Raw genomic sequence first — 22,748 nt, 5'->3', positions numbered from 1 at the left:
CCCACCCCCCAACGGAGGAGCACCCCCATGAAAGCCCTGGTCTGGCACGGCACCGCTGACATCCGTTACGACACCGTCCCCGACCCGGAGATCGAGCAGCCCCGCGACGCCATCGTCAAGGTCACGTCCTGCGCCATCTGCGGTTCGGATCTGCATCTCTACGACCACTTCATGCCCGGCATGGAGAAGGGCGACATCATGGGCCACGAGTTCATGGGCGAGGTCGTCGATGTCGGGGCCGAGGCCAAGAGCGCCCTGAAGGTCGGCGACCGCGTCGTCGTGCCCTTCACCATCTGGTGCGGCGAGTGCGACCAGTGCCGCCGCGGCAATTACTCGGTCTGCGAGCGCTCCAACCGCAACAAGGCGATGGCCGACAAGCTGTTCGGCCACACCACGGCCGGGCTGTTCGGCTACACCCACCTGACCGGCGGCTATCCCGGCGGGCAGGCGGAGTATGTGCGCGTCCCCTTCGCCGACCGCACCCATGTGAAGATCCCGGACGGGCTGACCGACGAGCAGGTGCTGTTCCTCGGCGACATCTTCCCCACCGGCTGGCAGGCGGCGGCGCAGTGCGACATCCAGCCGACCGACACGGTGGCGATCTGGGGCTGCGGCCCGGTCGGGCAGATGACGATCCGCAGCGCCATCCTCCTGGGCGCCAAGCAGGTGATCGCCATCGACCGTATCCCCGAGCGCCTGTCCATGGCCAAGGCCGGCGGCGCCATCACCATCAATTTCGAGGAGGAGAGCGTCGTCGAGCGGCTGAACGAGCTGACCGGCGGCAAGGGACCGGAGAAATGCATCGACGCCGTCGGCATGGAGGCGCACGCCACCGCCACGCTCGATTCCATGTATGACCGCGCCAAGCAGGCGCTGGCCCTGGAATCCGACCGCGCCCATGTGCTGCGCGAGATGATGTATGTCTGCCGCCCCGCCGGCACGCTGTCGATCCCCGGCGTCTACGGCGGGCTGATCGACAAGGTGCCCTTCGGCATGTCGATGAACAAGGGCCTGACCTGGCGCATGGGCCAGACCCACGTCAACCGCTGGACCGACGACCTGCTGCGCCGCATCCAGGAGGGCCAGATCGACCCGTCCTTCGTCATCACCCACACCGTGGGCCTGGCCGACGGGCCGGATATGTACCAGACCTTCCGCGACAAGCGGGACGGCTGCATCAAGGTCGTGCTCAAGCCGTAACAGGGAGGCGCACCATGGCGTATTACCGCAGGAATTCGTCGGCGGACCGGATGGCCCGCGGACTGGGCTGGTTCAGCATCGGGCTGGGCGTCGCCGAACTGGTGGCCGGGCGCCGGATCGCCCGCTGGATGGGGATGGAGGAGCAGGCCGGGCTGATCCGGGCCTACGGCGCGCGCGAGGTGGCGACCGGCGTCGGGCTGCTGGCGATGGGCGACGCCCGCCCCTGGATGTGGGGACGGGTCGCCGGGGACGCGCTGGACCTCGCCACGCTGGCGACGGCGCATCACGACGGCAACCCGCGCCGGGAGAACGTCGCCACGGCGCTGGGCGCGGTCGCGGCGGTGACGGCGCTCGACGTGCTGTGCACGGCGATGCTGCACCGGGAGGAAGCGACGGCCTGGACGCCGCCCCGCGACTACAGCGACCGCAGCGGCCTGCCGCGCCCGCCCGCCGCCATGCGCGGCGCGGCCAAGGACGCTCCGATCCCCGCCGACATGCGGACCCCGGACATCCTGCGCTTCCAGCCGGCCGCGGCGGCTCTGCTATAACCCTCTCCCCGGAGGGGGGAGGGGACAACACCTCAACAGCACCCCGCTTTGCCGGCGCCGTAACGGGCCTGCAGACGGTTGTCGAGGAACTCGGTGTAGGTCATCGCCGGCTGGTCGGGGTGCCGGGTCCGCATATGCTCCAGATAGGTGTCGTAATCCGGCACCCCGATCATGAGCTTGGCCGTCTGCTCGAAGTAACCACGGAACCGGCTGAGGTTGCTTTTCAAGCCGCTCATCGGTCGTCCTTTTCCAATATGCCGTACCCTCACTCCCGAAGGTGTGAGGGTACGGTGTGTCCCTGCTCAATCCCCGGCCCGCGCGGTGGCGCCACCCGTCGGGATTTCCCGGGTGGTCGGGCGGTCGCTGCGCAGCGCCTTCAGGCAGGACAGGATGCCGAAGACCAGCACCGCCAGCACCACCAGCACGAACAGCGAGGCCAGCGCCGCGTCCAGGTAATCGTTGAAGATCACCTGACGCATCTGCTCCATCGAGGTCGCCGGGGCGAGCAGCCGGCCCTCGTTGGCGGCGGTGCTGAAGCGCTCGGCGTGGGCGAGGAAGCCGATCGCCGGGTTGCTGTGGAAGACCTTCTGCACGCCCGCGGTCAGGGTGCAGATCAGCAGCCACGCCGCCGGAACCATGGTCACCCAGGCGTAGCGCTCCCGCTTCATCCGGAACAGCACCACCGTCGCCAGGATCAGGGCGATCCCCGCCAGCATCTGGTTGGAGATGCCGAACAGCGGCCAGAAGGTGTTGATGCCGCCCAGCGGATCGACCACCCCCTGATAGAGGATGTAGCCCCAGGCGGCGACGCACAGGCCGGTGGCGATCAGGTTGCCGGCCCAGGACGCCGTGCGCTGCAGCGGCTTGAAGAAGACGCCCAGCAGGTCCTGCAGCATGAACCGCCCGGCGCGGGTGCCGGCGTCGACGGCGGTCAGGATGAACAGCGCCTCGAACAGGATGGCGAAATGGTACCAGAAGGCCATCATACCCTTGCCGCCGAACAGTTCGGAGAAGATCTGCGCCATGCCGACCGCCAGCGTCGGCGCGCCGCCGGCCCGCGACAGGATGCTCACCTCGCCGACGTCCTGCGCCGTCTGGGTGATCATCTCCGGCGTGATGACGAAGCCCCAGTTGTTGATGACCTGGGCCGCCGACTCCGCCGTGGTGCCGAGCAGCGCGGGCGGGCTGTTCATGGCGAAGTAGATGCCCGGCTCGATGCACGAGGCGGCGACCAGCGCCATGACGGCGACGAAGGACTCCGTCAGCATGCCGCCGTAGCCGATGAAGCGGGTGTGGAGCTCGTTCTCCACCATCTTCGGCGTGGTGCCCGACGAGATCAGGGCGTGGAAGCCCGACACCGCGCCGCAGGCGATGGTGATGAACAGGAACGGGAACAGGCTGCCAGACCACACCGGTCCGGTGCCGTCGACGAAGCGGGTGACGCTGGGCATCTTCATCGGCGGCGCGACGAGCAGGATGCACAGCGCCAGCATCACGATGGTGCCGACCTTGAGGAAGGTCGAGAGATAGTCGCGCGGCGCCAGCAGCAGCCACACCGGCAGCACCGACGCCACGAAGCCGTAGCCGATCAGGATCCAGGTGATCTGGATGCCGGTCAGCGTGAAGACCGGCGCCCACGTCTCGCTCTGCGCGACCTGCCCGCCGAGCAGGATCGCCGCGATCAGTAGGAAGAAGCCGATGATGGAGATCTCGCCGATCCGGCCGGGGCGCAGGAAGCGCATGTAGATGCCCATGAACAGAGCGATCGGCACGGTGGCGGCGACCGTGAAGAAGCCCCACGGGCTGTTGGTCAGCGCCTTGACCACGACCAGGGCCAGCACCGCCAGGATGATGACCATGATCATGAAGGTGCCGAACAGGGCGATGACGCCGGGGATGTCCCCCAGCTCGGCCTTGATCAGCTCACCGAGCGATCGCCCGTCGCGGCGCATCGAGACGAACAGGATCATGAAATCCTGGACCGCCCCGGCGATCACCACGCCGGCGAGAATCCACAGCATGCCCGGCAGATAGCCCATCTGGGCCGCCAGCACCGGGCCGACCAGCGGGCCGGCGCCGGCGATGGCCGCGAAATGGTGGCCGAACAGGACGTATTGGTTGGTCGGGACGTAGTCCAGCCCGTCGTTGTGGCGCATCGCCGGTGTCGGGCGCGCCGGGTCCAGCCGCATGACGCGGTTGGCGATGAACAGGCTGTAGTAGCGGTAGGACACCAGATAGGTGCAGACGGCGGCCACGACCAGCCAGAGGGCGTTGATGGTCTCGCCGCGCGCCAGCGCGACGGTGCCGAGCGCGAAGGCGCCCAGCACGGCAAGGACCACCCATGGCGCGTGATTGAGGATGCGGGGCATGCGTACTCCTCCCAAACGATTCGCAATCGTCGAAAAGCACGATGAACCTGATGAAAACGATGGAGAATCATCCTCTCATCACGCCCGAACGGGAAGAACAAACTCGCCGGTCGCGACAAAATGGGTCAAAAATAAGGCGTACCCTCAATTTGGGCGGGTGGCCCGGCGCCGCTGGACGATGAGCGCGCCATGGACGACACCGGCGCCCAGGCTGGTGTGGCCGCTGAACATGACGAGCCCGAGCCCCCAGCCCTGCCACGCCACGAGGAGGCCCAGCCCCCCCAGCAGCGAAGCCGCCCCGCCAGCGCGCAGGGCGACCGTCGCGGGCGCCGGCAGGGACCGGCCGAACAGGTCGTGCTGCGGACGGTCCATGGCGAAGGCCAGCGCGGCGAATCCGGTCAGACACAGGATGAACGACGACAGGTGGATCATGCTCAACCCTCGCGCAGAACGGCGCCGCCGGCCGGCCTGTCGACGGTTTCGGGAGCCGGCTTGCGGGCCGGCCGCGTCTTGGGCTGGTGGCGGAGCGTGCGGACCGCCAGCACGGCGTGGAGCGCGGCCAGCGCCCAGCACATCAGGTCCATGCCGACGAACACCCAATCGCCGTCGGCCAGGCTCTGCCACAGCGGCCGCTGCGTGGTCGCGGCGTTGAGCACGGGCAGCAGCGCCAGCAGCGCCGCGGCCAGCCACAGCTGCTCGACCCAGGCCCTCTTCGCCGGCCGCAGCACGCCGTGCAGCAGCGTCAGCGCCCAGACGATGAAAAAGCCGTGGATCTCCCAGTTGGCGCGGTCCGCCAGGGTCTCCGGCAGCAGGCGGTTGGCCCACAGGAAGGCCGCCATGGCCACCGACAGGCCGGCGATGCTGGCGATGTTCAGCCGCTCCACGACGTGGAAGCCGACATGGGGCCGGGCCGGATCGGGCAGCTTCTGCCGGCGCTTCACCGTCCACATCACCAGACCGGTGCCCACCATGGCGGTGCCGGCGAGGCTGACGAGGAAATAGAGCCAGCGCGTCACGCTGTCGCTGAAACGCCCCAGATGCAGGGCGTAGAGCACGCCGCGCGTCTCCGCCGCCGGCCCCACCCCTTCATGGACGGCCAGCAGCCTGCCGGTGGTCCCTTCGAATTCCAGATATTGCGGGCTCATCGAGACGCGCCCGCCGTCGCCGCGCGCCACCGCCACCCGCGCCGCCGCGTCGCCCGGATGCGTGGCGGTGACCCGCCCGACGCCGTCCCGACCCCAGCGCTCCTGGGCCTGGCGCACCATGTCCTCGATCGAGGCGAGCGGCGCCTTTTCGCCGCTGGGCTTGCCCGGCTGGATGAAGGCGCTGAGTTCGGCGTTGAACTGCTGACGCTCCGCCGCGGTCTTGATCCCCGCCTGCTGGCCCCAGGGCATGTAGAGCGCCATCAGCGTCACCAGCCCCGTGTAGGTGATCATGGCGTGGAACGGCAGCCCGAACACCGACAGCGCGTTGTGCGCGTCGAGCCAGGAGCGCTGCCCCTTGCCCCAGCGGAAGGTGAAGAAATCGACGAAGATCTTCTTGTGGGTGATGACCCCGCTGACGATGGCCACCAGCATGAACATGGCCGCGATCCCGGCGATCCAGCGCCCCCACACCACCGGCATGTAGTGGAACTGGAAATGGAAGCGGTAGAAGAAGTCGCCGCCCAGCGTCGCGCGCGACGACACCGCCTGCCCGGTCGCCGGGTCGAAATTGCCCTCGCCGAAGGCGCGCTGTCCGGGAGCCGCCCCGGCGGTGCGCCAGAAGGCGTAGACGCTGTTGTTGCGGGCGTCCGGAAGGCGCAGGCTCCATTGCGGGCTGCCCGGCACCAGGGCGACCAGTTCGTCGGCCACCCGCTGGGCCACCACGGCCTGATCCGGCACATTGCTCTGCGCCGGCAGTTCGGGGCGCATCCATTGCGACAGCTCGTCCTTGAAGTAGGACACCGTCCCGGTGAGGAACATCGCGTAGAGCACCCAGCCGAGAAGCAGCCCGACCCACGTGTGCAGGTCGGACATGCTCTGGCGAAGGCCGCGGCCGTCGGGGCGCGCTTGCTGGTCCGTCGTCACGCTCGGCTCCCCATCACCAGACCGACCACGCCGCCAGCGAGAGCGGCGCGGCCACGACAAGAAGGCCCGCCCAGGCGCGCAGCGCGCTGCGGACCGCGAAGACCCAGATCACGGCGGCGGCGTAGACGAGGAAACTCGCCATCTCGCCGGTGAGCACCGCCTGCGGCCTGCTGATGGGAAGGGCCAGCACCGCCACGCTGGCGAGCGCGGCCAGCGCATAGCCGCCGAACAGGGCGGCGGCGATGCGCGAGACAAGCGGTCCAGCAGAACGGACCCGTCCGGCCACGGAGGTCATTTGTTGGGCGTCGCCGCCGGGCCGGCGGGAACCGGCGCCAGACCCTCGGGGTGAACGTAGGTCACCGTGGTGACGTAGCTGACGCCGTCGTATTTCTCGGTGCCGTTGGCGCCCTGGCGCTCGCCGGGGGTGCGCTCGTTCAGGCTGACCTCGGCCACGTAGGTGCCCTTCCACGGCAGGTCGAAGGTGACCAGCCCCTGCTCGTCGCTGTGCGCCTCCTTGGCCCAGCCGGACTGGGTGACCAGCATCACCTTGGTCTTGGCCTTGGGCTGGCCCTGGAAGACCAGCTTGAACTGGCCGGGCTTGCCGGTGGGCACCAGATCCAGCGCCAGCTTCGGCGCCTGCTCGGCGAAGCCGGTGATCAGGCGCGCGGCGGGGTGGAACCAGTTGGTGGTCTCCTTGTCGCCCTGCTTCCATGTGTAGAGCGGGTAGAGCGTGTCCTCGGCGACGATGCTCTCGCCGTTGGCGGCCTTGAAGGGCAGCGCGAAGCCGTCGGCGGTCTTGGCGGCCTCGGCCTTCTGCTCGCCCTTGGCGGAGAGTAGGGTGCCGGCCGGCTTGCCGAATTTGTCGAGCAGGCCGGGCGAGACCTCGCGCAGGTTCTCGCCGAATTCCCCGAAGCGGATCGTGGCGTTGCCCTGCTCGGGCTGCTCGATCCAGATCTGGTGGGCCTGGACGGGCATGGCGAAGCCCAGCGCGGCGATGAGGGCGAGGGAAAGTTTGTTCATGACGTCATCCAAAGGAATGGCTTGGCGGGATCAGAAGTCGACGGTGGCGGACAGCAGCACGGTCCGCGGCGAACCGACGGTCACGTAGGTGCCGGTGGTCAGCCAGTAGTCCTTGTCGAAGACGTTCTCGACGCTGGCGCGCAGCACGACCGGCTTGCCCGACACGTCGGTGGTGTAGCGGGCGCCGATGTCGAAGCGGGTCCAGCCGTCGAAGCGCAGCGTGTTGGCGTTGGTCAGGTAGGAGCCCGAGGTGTGGATCACCCGCCCGTTGAGGGCGAGCCCCTCGACCCACGGGGTGTCCCAGTCCAGGCTGGCGGAGAAGCTCTTGTCCGGCACGCCGGCGGCGTCGTTGCCCTCTTCCGAGGCGACGGCGGTCTTCGTCAGCTCCGGCTTCAGGAAGGTCGCGCTGACCATGGCGCGCAGGCCGGGCAGGACCTCGCCGTAGGCGGACAGCTCCAGGCCGCGGTTGCGCTGCTCGCCGTCATAGGCCAGTTCGTTGGACGCGGTGCGGATTGAGCTGGGGCGGGTGATCTGGAAGACCGCGGCGGTCGTGGTGACGGTGCCCCAGTCGACCTTGACGCCGCCTTCGAGCTGCTTCGACTTGAAGGGTTCGAGGACCGCGCCGGTGTTGGCGTAGCCGGCGCCGACGATGGTGCCGCGCGTCAGTCCCTCGGCGTAGTTGCCATAGACCGCGACGTTCTCCAGCGGCTTCACGACCAGACCGGCGAGCGGCGTCGTTGCGCTGGCGTCGTAGCTGCTGGTCTGCGCGCCGGTCGTCGTGCTGAAGCCCTTCACCTTCACCGTCTGGTCGCGCACGCCGAGCGTCAGCAGGACGCGGTCGTTGACGAAGGACAGCGTGTCGGCGATCGCGATGCTGCTGAGCGTCGTCTCCGCCGACTTGCGCGGATCGGTGCGCGGCGCGGTGATGACCGGCAGCGGCGCCGGGTTGTAGATGTTCGACGGGGCCGAGCCGGCGGCCTGGATGTAGGCGTTGCCCTCCTCCCGCTGGAACCCGGTGTAGCCGATGTTGACCTGATGGCGGACGGGGCCCGTCTCGAAGCGCAGGCGCGCGCCGGCGGTGCCGCTGACCGTCTCGCTGTAGGAGTCGTAGTAGGAGTTGCGGACCGTGAAATTGCCGAGCGCGTTCACGGCGGGGTTGGACTGCGGGAACACCTGGTCGTTGGTGCCGTCCCGGTAGCCGATGCCGGCGTAGGCGGTCAGCCAGTCCGTCACGTCGAACTCGATGTTCGAGGCGATGGTCTTGTCCTTCTGGACCAGCTTGGTGTCCGGGTACCAGTTGCTGCGCGCGTCGGGCGGCGACGGGATGGCCGTCGTCGTGGGCAGGATGCTGATCTGCGGGCGGAAATTGTCGGTGTCGTCGCGCTGGATGATGCCGTCGAGCGACCAGCGCAGCCGCTCGCCCCGGTAATCCACCGCCAGCGAGCCGAGGCCGGTCTTCACGTCGCCGTCCCTGATCGAGGCCTCGCCGCCGCGCAGCAGGCCGTTGAAGCGCACGCCCCAGGCGTTGTTCTCGCCGAAGCGGCGACCGGTGTCGACATGGACGCCGAAATTGGCGTCGCTCTGGTAGAGCCCGGTCACGCGGGTCAGCGGCTGGTCGCCGGCGCGTTTGCTAAGGATGTTGATGCCGCCGCCGATGCTGCCGCCGGGGGCGATGCCGTTCATCAGCGCGCCCGGACCCTTCAGCAGCTCGATCCGCTCGATGATCTGCGACGGCACGCGGTTGGAGGACACCAGCCCGTACATGCCGTTGAAGCCGACGTCGCCCGACGGAACGGCGAAGCCGCGGATCTGGAAGGTGTCGTCGAAGCCGTTGCCGCCGGTGGTCGTGCGCACCGACGAGTCGTTGATCAGCGTGTCCGCCGCCGTGCGCGCCTGCTGGTTCTCGATCAGCTCGGAGGTGTAGTTCGTCGTGCTGAACGGGGTGTCCAGCGTGTTCCTGGTGCCCAGCAGACCCAGCGTCCCGCCGCGCGCCACCTGACCGCCGGCGTAGGGCGGCGGCGGTTCGCCCGGCATCGTGCCGGCGTTGGCCGACACCTGGACGGTGGGCAGCACCGTCGCTCCGGCCGGGGCGTCCACGGTCGGCACGGCACCCTGCGCGACGAGGCCGTACCCCGACGGCGTGCGCGCGATCTGGAATCCGCTGCCGTCCAGCAGGCGGCGGAAGCCGTCCTCGACCGTCGTCGGTCCGCGCAGCCCCTGGGAGGTCTTGCCTTGGACCTGCGCCGGGTCCACGGCGACGCTCACCCCGGCCTGGGAGGCGAAGCCGCGCAGCGCGGCCTCCAGCGGACCCGCCGGCACGTTGGCGTCGACCGTGCGGGCCGCCGCCGTCTGAGCCTGCGCGGCCGAAGCGAAGGGAAGGCCGCCCGCAAGGACGGCGCTGGCAAAGCAAACGGCCAGGGCGACCGGGCGCAGTCCCGGCGCGAGGACGTCCTGCACGGGGCCGGCGGCACCGCGGCGGCGAGCGGTCGGGCGCGGAGCGTCCTTGCCGCAAGAGTGTAGCATAGAGCCGTATCCTCTACCAAAGGGTGTATTCGAGGCGCAGCGTTGGCGACCGGCGCCGTGTCGGTTTCAAAAAGCCGGACGATTTGTGCTGAAACTCATGATGCGAATGATTCTCATTCTAACCAGCTGATCGCGGGTTCCGCAAGAGGGCAACGTCGCCGTTGCGACAATCGCATCCGTTGGCACATCCCTGACCGGCCTGTTGGAATCCTGGACCGGCGGCGCCTTTGACTACCGGAGGGCGGCAGAGAATCCATTCGCCCGGACCGAAGGCGACCACGCCACACAAGCCCCTTCGCGCAACGGGCGGCGACGACGCCGCCCTTCACCAGCCTCCACGGCAGCAACCCGAAGCGATGCAACCATTGGTAAGATTCTCAGAACAATCACACAGGCAATGCCTGCATGCACTGGCTCTCATATAGATAACCACGCAAATACTAAGGCCTGATGAGGCCAAAGACCTCTTCCGCGAAACAAAACCGCTCCCACGCCTAAAAAATGGCGTCTGTATTTAGACATTTTTCAGAAAATCACTTTGTTATGGACCCTCCTGAGATGCGACCGCCGCGACGGCGAGAGGGCCACCATGCCGGATACCCTGGACGCCACCGCTCCGCTCCTGACCATCCCCGATGCCCTGGCGTCCGAAGCGGCGGCGGTGCTGCTGGGGGGTGATCCCGGCGCGCTGAAGGCGGTTCAGGAGAAGCTGGCGATAGCGCTGACCGGACAGGGCCTGCCGGGAACCGCCGCGGGCAATCTGGCGGACGGCTGGATGCGCGACGTCGCGGCGGGAATCGGCGCCAGCGCCACGCCCGATGCGGCCATCGCCCAGGCGAGCCGGATCGCCGCCGGCACCGCGGCGCGCATGGCGCAGGCCGCGCAGGAAACCGCGGCGTTGACCGGAGAGCAGCGTCTGGCCGTCGCCCTGGCCCAGGGGCAGGGGCAGGGGCTCGGGCCGGGCGGCGCCGGCGATTCCAAGGCGGCGTCCGACCTGTCGGCGGCGCTGTTCAGCGGGGTGATGGACCCGGCGGCCCGCCCGGCGGGCGCCGCCGACCCCATCGCCGCCCTGTCGCAGGCCTTGTCCGCTCCCCCCGCCGCCCCGGCGGCGCCGGAAGCCGTTCCCGTCTCGCCGTCCGACAAACTCGCCGCGGCGCTCGCCTCGGGCGTGGGGGTGCAGGACGCGGTGACGGCGCTCGGCCCCGGTTCGGGCGGCCACTTCGCCGAGGCGCTGGAGCACGCCCTGTCCGGCGGCACCGACGCCGCCGGCGCCATTGCCGAGGCGCAGGCGTCGAGCGCCGCCGGCGCGCTTCAAACCACATCCGTCGCCGTCGAGCAGACGGACGGCGCGCGTCTGCTCGGCGCGCTGGCCGCCGGAAAGACGGACGGGACGGGCGGCGCCCTGGCCGGCAATCCCGCCTTCGCCAGCGTCCTCAACGACGCGCTGGCGCAGGGCGCGGCACCCGACGCGGCGCTGGGCGCCTCGTCCCGGGCGCAGACGGAGATGGCGGCACGGCAGGAGGCCGCCGCCGTGCCGGCGAAGCCGGCGGACGCATTGGTCGCCTCGCTGTCGTCCGGCCAGAATGTGGCGGCCACCGTCAAGACCTTCGCCGCCGCCGCCGGTCTCGACGGCGCGTCGGTCGGCGGCTTCGGCGAGGCGCTGGGGCGGGCCCTCTCCAGCGGGCAGGAGATGGCCGGCGCGCTGGGGTCGGCGCAGCAGACCGTGTCCACCGCCATGGCTTTGTCGGCGGAAACGACGAAGGGCGTGAAGAGCGACGGCCTGATCGCGGCGCTGGCCAGCGGGCAGAACGTGCAGCAGGCGGTGCAGGCGCTCGGCGGCTCCGGCGCCGCCTTCAACACCGCTCTCGGGCAGGCGCTGGCGGACGGGCGGCCCCCCGGACAGGCGCTCGCCGCCGCCCGCCAGACGGCGGAGACGGTGCAGCAGAACGCCCTGGGCAGCGAGGTTCCGGTTTCCGCCGAGAACAAGGCCTTGGCCGATCTCGCCAACCCGCCGCCCGCGGGGGAGGCGGCCAAGGGAGACGGCGACAAGAGCAGCGGCGACAATGGCGGCGGTGAAAAGGGCGGCGAGCAGGTCGCCGAAGCCCCGGCCGAGGGCAAGGAGGGTGCCGAGAAGGACGGCAGCGAGAAGGAGGCCGCCAAGGAGGGCGACGCCAAGGAGGACGCGAAGGGCGAAGCCACCGACAAGCCAACCGACAAGCCAGCCGCCGAATCCTCCCCCGACGCGGCACCGGCGAAAGGCGAAGCCTCGCCCGCTCCGGCCAAGTCCGGCATGGGAAGCGAACCGGCGCTGAAGGCGATCAGCTTCGAAGTGGCCGGAACCGCCAAGAGCGCAGACGCCGCCACGCCCGGCGCCACGGCCCCCGCGCTCTCCACCGCCGCCACGCCCGCCGCACCGCCGGTCACCAGGACCCTGGTCAGCGACCCCTTCGCCGTCGCCGCGCAAATGCAGCAGCAGGTGGCCCGAGCGCTCGAAGCCGCGGCCAACGCTCCGCCCGCGGCGGTGCCGCCGGTGGCGGCGCCCACCCTTTCGTCCGGTTTCGACGCGGCGGCTTTTGCGAAGGCCTTGGCGGTCGCCGAAGGCACCGCGGCCCCGGCCGGTTTCGCCGTCTTCCACCTGATCGAGGCGATGTTCCGGCCCGGCGAGGCCGGGAGCCGCGTGATCGGCGTCGCCGTGGTGGCGAACCCGGATTCCCCGTCCGGCGTCTGGCAGTACAGCGTGGACGGCGGCGCGTGGCTGTCGGTGGGCGCGGTCGGCGACGGCTCGGCGCTGGTGCTGCCGGGCAGCGCCCTGCTGCGCTTCCTGCCCGCCGCCAACTGGAACGGCACCACCCCGTCGCTCGGTCTGCGGGCGGTGAACGGCGAATGGGCCGAGGGGTTCAGCGGCGCCGAGCATCGCCTGTTCACGCTGGCCGGCGTCGGCGGAACCACTCCGCTGTCGGCGGACGTCGCCCCCTTGACACTGGAGGTGACGCCGGTGAACGGCGCCCCGGTGGCGACCGGCGCACAGGCGGTCCTGGCACCCATCACGGAAGACAGCGCCGATCCGGCGGGCGCCAGCGTGGCGTCGCTGTTCGGCGGGCTGTTCTCCGATCCGACCGACGCGGTGTTCGGCGCCGCCGGCAATGGCTTCGCCGGTGTCGCGGTGATCGGCGATCCGGCCAACGCCGCCCAGGGGCAATGGCAATACTGGACCGGCACCGCCTGGAGCGCCGTTGGAGCGGTGTCGGACGGCAACGCCCTGCTGCTGTCCGCCGACGCCACGCTGCGCTTCCTGCCTGCCGCCGACTGGAACGGCGTGCCGCCGAGCCTGACGGTTCGCCTGATCGACGACTCGCAAGGGATTGTGACCAGCGGCGAGCGGGCGGACGTGACGGGTGCCGGGGGCGACAGCCGCTACAGCGCCGGGACCATCGCCCTGACCACCGCGGTCAGCGCCGTCAACGACGCCCCGGTGGCGACCGGCACGACGGCCACCCTGCCGACCATTGCCGAGGACACCGCGAACTCGGCGGGCACCACCGTCGCCAGCCTGTTCGGCGCTCTCTTCTCCGACGCCGCCGACGCGGTCAGCGGCGGCTCGGCGGGCAACGGCTTCGCCGGCGTGGTGGTGGTCGGCAACGCCGCCACCGCGGCGCAGGGGACATGGCAGTACTGGACGGGCAGCGCCTGGGCCGGCATCGGCGCGGCGGGCGACGCCAACGGGCTGTTGCTGGCCGCCAGCACGGCGCTGCGCTTCGTCCCCGCCGCCAACTGGAACGGCACCACCCCGGCCCTGACCGTCCGGCTGGTCGAGGACGGCGGCGCGCCGCTGGTCAGCGGCAACCGCGTCGACCTGACCGGCGGAGTCGGCGGCAGCACCGTCTACAGCGCCGCAACCATCGCCCTGACCGGAACCGTCACGCCGGTCAACGACGCCCCGGTCGCCACCGGAACGGCCAGCGTCCTGCCGACCATCGCCGAGGACACCGCCGATCCGTCCGGCGCCACGGTCAACAGCCTGTTCGCCCACCTGTTCTCCGACCCGGCGGACGCCGTGGCGGGCGGGTCCACGGCCAATGGCTTCGCCGGGGTCGCCATCGTCGCCAATGCGGCGACCTCGCAAGGCGTGTGGCAATACTGGACCGGCACCGCCTGGAGCGCCGTTGGAGCGGTGTCGGACGGCAACGCCCTGCTGCTGTCCGCCGACGCCACGCTGCGCTTCCTGCCTGCCGCCGACTGGAACGGCGTGCCGCCGAGCCTGATGGTTCGCCTGATCGACGATTCGCAAGGAACCGTGACCAGCGGCGAGCGGGCGGACGTGACGGGTGCCGGGGGCGACAGCCGCTACAGCGCCGGGACCATCGCCCTGACCACCGCGGTCAGCGCCGTCAACGACGCCCCGGTGGCGACCGGCACGACGGCCACCCTGCCGACCATCGCCGAGGACACCGCCAATCCGGCGGGCGCCACCGTCGCCAGCCTGTTCGGCGCCCTCTTCTCCGACGCCGCCGACGCGGTCAGCGGCGGCTCGGCGGGCAACGGCTTCGCCGGCGTGGTGGTGGTCGGCAACGCCGCCACCGCGGCGCAGGGGACATGGCAGTACTGGACGGGCAGCGCCTGGGCCGGCATCGGCGCGGCGGGCGACGCCAACGGGCTGCTGCTGACCGCCAGCACGGTGCTGCGCTTCGTGCCCGCCGCCAACTGGAACGGCACCACCCCGGCCCTGACCGTCCGGCTGGTCGAGGACGGCGGGGCGCCGCTGTTCAGCGGCAACCGCGTCGACCTGACTGGCGGAGTCGGCGGCAGCACCGTCTACAGCGCCGCAACCATCGCCCTGACCGGCACCGTCATTCCGGTCAACGACGCCCCCGTGGCGACGGACACCACGGCCACCCTGCCGACCCTCGCCGAGGACACCGCCAATCCGACGGGCACCAGCGTCACCGCCCTGTTCGGTCACCTGTTCTCCGACCCGGCGGACGCCGTGGCGGGCGGGTCCGTCGCCAACGGCTTCGCCGGCATCGCCGTCGTCGGCAACGCGGCGACCGCCGCCCAAGGCGTCTGGCAATACTGGACCGGCACCGGCTGGGCGGCCATAGGAGCGGCCTCGGACGGCAACGCCCTGCTGCTGGCGGCGAACACGGCGCTGCGCTTCGTGCCCACCGCCAACTGGAACGGCACCACCCCGGCCCTGACCGTCCGGCTCATCGACGACTCACAGGGGGCCGTGGCCAGCGGCGGGTGGACCGCGCTGGCGAGCGTGGGCGGCGACAGCCGCTACAGCGCCGGCACCGTCGCGCTGACCGGCTCCGTCACCCCGGTCAACGACGCGCCGGTCGCCACCGGCACCGCGGCCACCCTGCCGACCATCGCCGAGGACGCCGCGAACCCGGCGGGCGCCACCGTCGCCAGCCTGTTCGGCGCTCTCTTCTCCGACGCCGCCGACGCGGTCAGCGGCGGCTCGGCGGCCGACACGCTGGCCGGCATCGTGGTGGTCGGCAACGCCGCCATGGCGGCGCAAGGGGCGTGGCAGTACTGGACCGGGACGGCCTGGACCGACATCGGCGCGGCCAGCGGCGGCAACGGCCTGCTGCTGGCGGCCAACACGGCGCTGCGCTTCGTGCCCGCCGCCAACTGGAACGGCACCACCCCCGCCCTGACCGTCCGGCTGGTCGACTCGTCGCAAGGCCCGATCGCCAGCGGCGCGCGGGTCGACGCGACCAGCGTCGGCGGCAGCACCGCCTACAGCGCCGGAACCATCGCGCTGACCGGCACCGTCATTCCGGTCAACGACGCCCCCGTGGCGACGGACACCACGGCCACCCTGCCGACCCTCGCCGAGGACACCGCCAATCCGACGGGCACCAGCGTCACCGCCCTGTTCGGCCACCTGTTCTCCGACCCGGCGGACGCCGTGACGGGCGGGTCCTCCGCCAACGGCTTCGCCGGCATCGCCATCGTCGGCAACGCGGCGACCGCCGCGCAGGGCGTCTGGCAATACTGGTCCGGCTCCGCCTGGATCACCGTGGGCGCGGTGGCGGAGGGGACGGCGCTGGTCGTCGCCGCCAGCGCCATGCTGCGCTTCGTTCCCGCCGCCGACTGGAACGGCACCACCCCGGCCCTGACCGTCCGGCTGATCGAGGACGGCGGCGCGCCCGTCGTCACCGGCGGCCGCGTCGACCTGACGGCCGGCGTCGGCGGCAGCACCGTCTACAGCGCCGACACCATCGCCCTGACCGGCACCGTCACCCCGGTCAACGACGCCCCGCAGATCACCGCAGGCACGACGGCGCTGGCGACGGTGAAAGGCGTGGCGGTGGCGGTCACCGGCCTGTCGGTGTCCGACGTCGACGCCGGCCCGCTGCCGATGCTGGTCACGCTGACCGCCGGCCACGGCACGCTGACCCTGGCCAGCGCCGGGTGGGACGCCGTCATCACCGGCAACGGAACGGACAGCGTCACCATCCGCGCGACGCTCGCCACCATCAACGGGCTGCTCGGCGCCGCCAACGGTCTCCTCTACACGGCCAGCGCCTACACCGGGGCCGACGCCATCCGGATCGTCGTGGACGACCTGGGCAACGGCGGGGCCGGCGGGCCGCTGACCGCGACCGCCACCATCGGCGTCACCGTGGCGCCGCCGAACGCCTCCCCCGTCCTGATCGACACCAACCTCGACGTGACCGTGGCGGCGGAGGCCCTGGCCGCTCCCGCCGCGGGCACGGCCGGCTTCGCGGTGTCCAAGCTGGTCGGGCTGAACGGCAGCGGCCCGGCCAACGTCACCGACGCCGACGCGGGCGCCGTCACCGGCATCGCCCTGACCGGCACCAACGAGAGCTACGGCCGCTGGTGGTTCTCCACCGACAACGGCGCCACCTGGACCCTCGTCGGCGCGGTCAACGACAGCGATTCCGCCCTTCTCCTGCGCGCCACCGACCGGCTCTACTTCCAGCCCAACGCCGCGGTGCCGGCCACCGTCAACGGCGCCCTGACCATCCGCGCCTGGGACCAGACCACCGGCAGCGCCGGCTCCAAGACCGCCATCACCCTCGGCGAGGGCAGCGCCTTCTCCGCCGCGACGGACACCGTCACCCTGCATCCCGGCGTGCTGATCCCCAACGGCTCCTTCGACAAGGGGCTGACCGGCTGGAGCTACACCGGCGGGGCCACGGTGGGCGCGACCGGCGACGGGCACGAAGGCACCCTGACTTCGGCGGGCGGCCGGACGCCGACCCAACTCGAGGATTTCCTCGGCCTCGCCCACGGCTCCATCGCGGCGGCGACCGGCACCGTCCCGTCCTTCGGCCACGCGATGAAGCTGGCCAGCACCGTCACGGTGGCGAAGGACACGACGCTGACCTTCGACTGGACCTTCATCTTCTCGGACCCGGGCTATCACGACTTCGCCTTCGTCAGCGTCAACGGCGTGGTCACGCTGCTCGCCAAGGACGCGAGCGCCAGCGGCAAGTTCAGCGTGGTCATCCCGGCCAACAGCACCCTGTCGCTGGGCTTCGGCACCTCCGACACCAGCGACAACAGCGTCAACCCGGTGCTGCGCATCGACAACGTCAAGCTGACCACGGTGGCCAGCGACCCCATCGTGCTGGACATGGCCGGCGACGGGTTGGCCCTGCGGGCGTTGACGGACGGCGTCCTGTTCGACGTCAGCGGCGACGGCGTGGCAGACCGGACCGGCTGGGTCGGCAAGGGTAACGCGCTGCTGGTGCGCGATGACAACCACAACGGGCGGATCGACGACGGACGCGAACTCGTGTCGGAGCATTTCGGAGCCGGCTCGAACGGTGGCGGCTTCAACAGCAGCCTGGAGGCGCTCGCCTCGCTCGACAGCAACCATGACGGGCGCATCGACGCCGCGGACGAGAGCTTCGCCACGCTCCAGGTCTGGCAGGACGCCGACGGCGACGGGGTGAGCCAGCCGGGCGAGCTGCGCACGCTGGCCGAGGCCGGAATCCTGTCCATCGCCACCACGGCCACCCCGGCGGACACGACGCTGGCCGGCAACCACATCCTCGGCACCACCAGCATGACCATGGCCGACGGCAGCAGCCGCCTGGTGGCCGGCGTCGCCTTCGACGCGCAGGCCACCGTCGCGGCGCAGCTGCACAGCCAGCCGCTGGCCGCGTCGCCTTCGCCGCAGGCCGATCACGGGCGCTTCGACTACGCGGCGCTGCTCTCCTCCGGGCTGGGGCTGCCGGACACCGTTCCGGTTGTGCAGAATGGTCTGGATGCGCACGCGGGGGATTGGGCAATGGCCGTTCACAGCGCGGACACACACCACGCCACAACCCATGCATCGACGATTGTGCCGGTCGCAGAAAATTCATGAATGACTGACAAAATTCGTCGCATTTTTAGGTATTTGGATACTGTTTTGTCCTAAATGAGTATGAGAGTTCTCGACTAAGATCATCATCGCTTTAGGCCGAACGGCCTAGTCATGCGGCGATCTCCAGGACCCTCATGCACAAGTTTTGTCTTATCGCCACGGTTGCGCTTCCGCTTCTGACCGGAGCACCACAATCTCTGGTTGCAGCACCGCGCGATGAGGTTGTGGCGCTGATCGGCAAGGCGACGGAGAGCCACGACCGCCTGCGCGGGGCGGAGGCCGCCGCCGACGGGGCGCGCAACGCCCTGCGGGTCAGCCATGGCGGCTGGTACCCGACGCTGAGCCTGTCGGCGAACGGCGGGCGCGAGAGCACGACCAAGCCGGCGGGCCTGCCCAACACCGACATGAACGCCTCGCAGTTCTCGGCGCGGGCGACGCAGCTGATCTGGGACTTCGACGCGACCAACGCCGACATCCGGCGCGCCCAGGTGACGCTGGTCCGCGCCGACATCGCGGTGGAGCGCACCCGGCAGGAGCTGCTGGTGGAGGGCCTCACCGCCTACGCCAGCCTCGTCCGCGCCCATCAGCTGCTCGCCTTCGCGCGCCAGTCCGAAGACAACATCCGCCGCCAGACCGGGCTGGAGGAGGTCCGCCTTCAGGAGGGCTTCGGCTTCTCCACCGACGTGCTCCAGGCCAAGAGCCAGCTCGCCGGCGCCCAGGCCCGCCGCGTCGCGGCGGAGGAGGCGACGCAGAACGCGCTCAGCCGCTTCCAGGCCTTCTTCGGCCATGTTCCCTTCCAGGTCGGCAACGCCCAGGTCCTGGCGATGACCCGCGCCGGCCTGCCCGTCTCGATGGACGCGGCGGTGGAGGAGGCGCGCCGCCACAACCCGCGCCTTCAGGAATTGGCCCTGACCACCGCGGCGGCGCAGGAGGCGGTGACCTCGGTGCGCGGCCGCACGCTCTACCCGCGGATCGACGGCTTCGTGGAGCGCAATGTCAAGCGCGACGTCGCCGGCCAGCCGGGGCGGCAGAACGAGCTGCTGTTCAAGCTCCAGGTCACCTTCTCGCTGAACACCGGCCTGACCGCGCTCAACAGCATCCGGCTGGCCGAGGCCGACCTGCGGGCCGCGGACGCCAGCTGGGCCGACCAGGAGCGCACGGTGCTGGAGACCGTCCGCAACAGCTGGAACCGGCTGGAAAGCGCCCGCGCCCAGGTGCAGCTGCTGAACGATCAGGCGAGCCTCGCTGCCGGCTTCCTCGACGTGGCGCGGTCGGAGCGCGAGCTGGGCACCCGGTCGCTGATCGACATCCTGTCGGGCGAGACGACGCTGATCAACGCGCGCAGCGACGCCGCGGCGGCGGAGACGGAACTGGTGCTGGCCGGCTACCGTCTGCTCGCCGCCATGGGCCGGCTGAACGCCACCGACATCCAGACCAAGCCGATGCCGAAGCTGGCCCCGATGGGCCGCGGCGCTTTCCGCGATCAAGGCGGACGCGATCCGGGCCGGCGCGGCACGGGAGACCAGCGATGAACGGCGGCGCCATCGGGCTTCTCGCGCTGCGGCTGCGCGCCAACCTGCGGCTGACCGCCCGCGTCTTCGCGGCGTCGCTGGCGGCGAACCTGCTCGGGCTGGCCTCGTCCTTCTACACGATGCTGGTGCTGAACCGCTACGTGACGCACGGCGTCGATTCCACGCTGGCGGCGCTGACCGTCGGCGTCGTCCTGTCCATCGCCTTCGAGCATCTGTTCCGCCATGTCCGGCTGGGCATCGCCGGGCGCATCGGGCGGGCCGAGCACGAACGCCTGAGCACCGGGGCCTTCGGCATCCTGATGACCGCGCGCAGCGGCGCCGGGTCGGCCGAGGGCGACGCGGCGCGGCGCGAGGCGCTGCGGGCGCCGGAGCAGATCGACTCCGCGCTCGGCTCCGCCAATCTGGCGACGCTGTTCGACCTGCCCTTCGCGCTCGGCTTCATCCTCGTGGTGGCGCTGATCTCCTGGCCGCTGGCGGCGATCTGCCTCGTCTTCACGCTGCTGGCCATCGCCGCCGGGCTGCTGGCCCAGGCGGACATGCGGGCGGTCGGGCGCGACCTCGCCCAGGCCGGCGCCGACGCCCAGGGGCTGGTCACCACCGCCATCGTCGGGCGCGACGCGGTCGCCCTGTTCGGCGGCGCCAAGCCGCTTCTCGGCGATTGGCAGCGCGCGGCCAAGGCCCTGCGCGTGGTCCGCGAGCGCATGTCGATGCGCCAGGGCCGCGCCCAGTCGGCCGCGCAAAGCCTCCAGGCGCTCCAGGGCGTGGCGGTGATCGCCACCGGCGCCGTCCTGGTGGTGCGCGGCGAGCTGGACGTCGGCTCGCTGATCGGCATCAACCTGCTGGTCGGCCGCGCGCTCGCCCCCTTCACGCGGCTGGCGCAGATCGGCGAGTCCCTGGCGATGGCCCGTCAGGCGCAGGTCCGTCTGGAGCAGTTCGCCCGCACCGCGGTCGAGCCGACCGGCGGCACCAGTCTGCCCCGCTACGCCGGCTCGCTGGAGCTGCGCGACCTGACCTTCACCCCGCCGGGCGGCGTCACGCCGCTGCTGCGCCGTCTCAACCTGTCGGTGCCCGCCGGCAACATCCTGGTGCTGAAGGGCCGCAACGGCTCCGGCAAATCGACGCTGATCCGCCTGATCGCCGGTCTGGCCGACCCGCAGGAGGGTGCCGTGCTGGCCGACGGCGTGGACATCCGCAAATTCGCCCCTTCCTGGTGGCGCCAGCAGATCGGGCTGCTGCCGCAGGAGCCGGTGTTCCTCAACCGGACGATCCGCGAGAATCTGCTGCTCGCCAACCCGCGCCTGTCGGAGACGGAGCTGCACGCCGTCCTGCACCGCGCCGGGGCCGACCGCACGGTGGCCGACTGCGCCCAGGGGCTCGACACGCCGCTGCGCAACTTCGGCCACGAGCTGCCGACCGGCCACCGCCGCCGGCTGGCGCTGGCCCGCGCTCTGGCGGTCGGCGGCCGGCTGATCCTGCTCGATGAGCCGACCGACGGGCTGGATTCCGAGGGCACCGCCACCGTCTACCGCACGCTGATCGAGCTGGCGCGGAGCGGCCACACGGTGATCATCGCCTCCCACGACCCGCGCATCCTCCAGGGCGCCTCGCTGGTGCTCGACCTCGACCAACCGAACGGCACCGTGGCCGCCCGCGAGCCGGCGGGGCTGGTGACGCCATGAAGCCGCTTCCCCTGCTGACCCGCAAGCCGGCCGCCGGCCCGGCTCCCGCCGTGCCGCCGGTCATCCCAACCACCGGCACGACAGGCATCCCGACCGCCCTTCCGGCCTCCCTGACGGGGTCGTCGCCCACGGACAGCGAAAGCCGGTTCGGCGACGGCCTGTTCGTCGTCAGCATCGCCGCCTTCCTCGCCGCGCTCGGCTGGGCGGCCATCGCCGAGCTGAACGTTTCCAGCAGCGCGCCCGGCGACGTGGTGCCGCTGTCCTACAACCAGTCGGTCCAGCATTTCGAGGGCGGCATCGTCCGCGACATCCTGGTTCAGGAGGGCGATTCGGTCACCGCCGGACAGGTGCTGGTCGAGCTGGACCAGACCAAGATCCGCGCCGACCTGGAGGAGCTGAAGCTGCGCCTCGGCTCGCTGTCGGCCGACACCGCGCGGCTGGAAGCGGAGGTCGGGCGCCGCGAGACCATCGCCTTCCCCGACCGTCTGCTGCGCGAGCGGCCCGATCTGGTGGCGCAGACCCGCGACCTGTTCCGCGCCCGCCGCGACCGGCTGGCCTCCGACCTCGACATCCAGCGCCAGGACATCGCCCAGCGCGAGCAGCAGGTGGCCGCCGTGCGGGCGCGCATCGGCGGCTCCCAGGTGGCGCAGGGGCTGATCCGCGAGCAGCTCTCCATCAGCGAGACCCTGCTGAAGCGCGAGATCACCAACCGCATGAAGCATCTGGAGTTGCTGCGCGACGACGCCCGCGTCAGCAGCGCCATCGCCGAGGACCGCGCCACGCTGGCCCAGGCCGAGGCGGCGCTGGCCGAGGCGCGCAGCAAGCTGGTGTGGATCGGCCGCAAGTACGAGGAGGAGAGCCGCAACGCCCTCGACGAGGCCCGCCGCAACCACGACGAGCTGTCGCAGCGCCTGACCCGCTACCAGGACAGCCTGGACCGCAGCAGCCTGCGGGCCCCGATGGACGGCATCGTCAAGACGCTGGCCGTCTCCACCAAGGGCGCTGTGGTCAAGGCCGGCGAGACGGTGGTGGAGCTGGTGCCGCGCGACGGCAAGCTGGTGGTGGACGCCCGCCTGCCGGTGCAGGACATCGGCTATGTCCGCCCCGACCAGCCGGTGGTGGTGACGCTGGCCGGCGGCGACGCCTCGCGCTTCGGCCACATCGAGGGGCGGGTGCGGACGATCAGCCCCGACACGCTCCTCGACGCCAACAAGCAGTCCTACTACAAGGTCCGCGTCGAGCTGCCGGTGACCCGTTTCGACTACGGCGGCAAGACCTACGAGCTGTTCCCCGGCGTGCGCGTGACCTGCAGCATCCTGACCGGGCGGCGCACCATCCTCGACTACGTGTTCTCGCCGGTCCTCAACGGCCTCCAGCACGCGATGCAGGAGCAATGAGGATGGCCGGACCGGTTGCCACCATTTCCCTCTCCCGCCTCTCGCGCCCGCTTGCGGGCGCTGA

13 protein-coding genes are annotated in these 22,748 nt (G+C 71.0%); 6 read left to right on the top strand and 7 right to left on the bottom strand.

Translation table 11 applies throughout. From position 1 onward, the window contains the following. Positions 1-27: 27 nt before the first annotated feature. The gene (locus ABVN73_RS13565) at positions 28-1,200 is read left to right on the top strand and encodes a zinc-dependent alcohol dehydrogenase (RefSeq protein ID WP_353860197.1); all 1,173 of its coding nucleotides are present in this window, start codon (positions 28-30) and stop codon (positions 1,198-1,200) included. A 50-nt stretch (positions 1,201-1,250) separates the two neighbouring features. Then, complete coding sequence (locus tag ABVN73_RS13560; RefSeq protein WP_353860196.1) at positions 1,251-1,748, top strand: cyclase dehydrase; 498 nt, start codon at positions 1,251-1,253, stop codon at positions 1,746-1,748. A 32-nt stretch (positions 1,749-1,780) separates the two neighbouring features. On the opposite strand, the gene ABVN73_RS13555 is transcribed toward ABVN73_RS13560, so the two are convergent. The 7 genes from ABVN73_RS13555 to ABVN73_RS13525 all read right to left on the bottom strand — a co-directional run bounded on the left by ABVN73_RS13555 (position 1,781) and on the right by ABVN73_RS13525 (position 9,240). Beyond that, the gene (locus ABVN73_RS13555) at positions 1,781-1,975 is read right to left on the bottom strand and encodes a CstA-like transporter-associated (seleno)protein (protein ID WP_094305123.1); all 195 of its coding nucleotides are present in this window, start codon (positions 1,973-1,975) and stop codon (positions 1,781-1,783) included. A 75-nt stretch (positions 1,976-2,050) separates the two neighbouring features. After that, entirely contained in the window at positions 2,051-4,117 is a 2,067-nt protein-coding gene (locus ABVN73_RS13550; protein ID WP_353860195.1) for a carbon starvation CstA family protein, read from the bottom strand. 144 nt (positions 4,118-4,261) lie between these two features. Further along, positions 4,262-4,549, bottom strand: coding sequence for a DUF3325 domain-containing protein (locus tag ABVN73_RS13545; protein ID WP_353860194.1), 288 nt, complete (start codon positions 4,547-4,549; stop codon positions 4,262-4,264). Positions 4,550-4,551: 2 nt separating this feature from the next. Next, on the bottom strand, positions 4,552-6,135 hold the full coding sequence (locus tag ABVN73_RS13540) for a PepSY-associated TM helix domain-containing protein (RefSeq protein ID WP_353860804.1): 1,584 nt from the start codon (positions 6,133-6,135) through the stop codon (positions 4,552-4,554). Positions 6,136-6,199: 64 nt separating this feature from the next. Next, the gene (locus ABVN73_RS13535) at positions 6,200-6,481 is read right to left on the bottom strand and encodes a DUF3649 domain-containing protein (RefSeq protein ID WP_353860193.1); all 282 of its coding nucleotides are present in this window, start codon (positions 6,479-6,481) and stop codon (positions 6,200-6,202) included. Then, positions 6,478-7,206, bottom strand: coding sequence for a cobalt ABC transporter substrate-binding protein (locus ABVN73_RS13530; RefSeq protein WP_353860192.1), 729 nt, complete (start codon positions 7,204-7,206; stop codon positions 6,478-6,480). The genes ABVN73_RS13535 and ABVN73_RS13530 overlap by 4 nt, the downstream gene beginning before the upstream one ends. Before the next feature lie 30 nt (positions 7,207-7,236). Beyond that, positions 7,237-9,240: a TonB-dependent siderophore receptor gene (locus ABVN73_RS13525; protein WP_353860803.1), complete on the bottom strand. Its 2,004-nt coding sequence runs from the start codon at positions 9,238-9,240 to the stop codon at positions 7,237-7,239. A gap of 1,078 nt (positions 9,241-10,318) precedes the next feature. On the opposite strand from ABVN73_RS13525, the gene ABVN73_RS13520 reads away from it, so the two are divergent. From ABVN73_RS13520 to ABVN73_RS13505, 4 genes are all read left to right on the top strand, one after another. Further along, positions 10,319-18,076: a hypothetical protein gene (locus ABVN73_RS13520; protein WP_353860191.1), complete on the top strand. Its 7,758-nt coding sequence runs from the start codon at positions 10,319-10,321 to the stop codon at positions 18,074-18,076. Positions 18,077-18,300: 224 nt separating this feature from the next. Next, entirely contained in the window at positions 18,301-19,608 is a 1,308-nt protein-coding gene (locus ABVN73_RS13515; protein ID WP_353860190.1) for a TolC family protein, read from the top strand. Beyond that, positions 19,605-21,287 (top strand): ATP-binding cassette domain-containing protein, encoded by a 1,683-nt coding sequence (locus ABVN73_RS13510; protein WP_353860189.1) that lies wholly within the window; start codon positions 19,605-19,607, stop codon positions 21,285-21,287. Before ABVN73_RS13515 ends, ABVN73_RS13510 begins: the two co-directional genes overlap by 4 nt. After that, a complete protein-coding gene (locus ABVN73_RS13505) occupies positions 21,284-22,684 on the top strand; it encodes an HlyD family type I secretion periplasmic adaptor subunit (RefSeq protein ID WP_353860188.1) in 1,401 nt (466 codons plus the stop codon). The genes ABVN73_RS13510 and ABVN73_RS13505 overlap by 4 nt, the downstream gene beginning before the upstream one ends. Positions 22,685-22,748 lie beyond the last annotated feature (64 nt).

Source organism: Azospirillum formosense (genome assembly GCF_040500525.1).
Lineage (GTDB): Bacteria > Pseudomonadota > Alphaproteobacteria > Azospirillales > Azospirillaceae > Azospirillum > Azospirillum formosense_A.
This window is presented reverse-complemented; position numbering and strand designations above follow the sequence as displayed.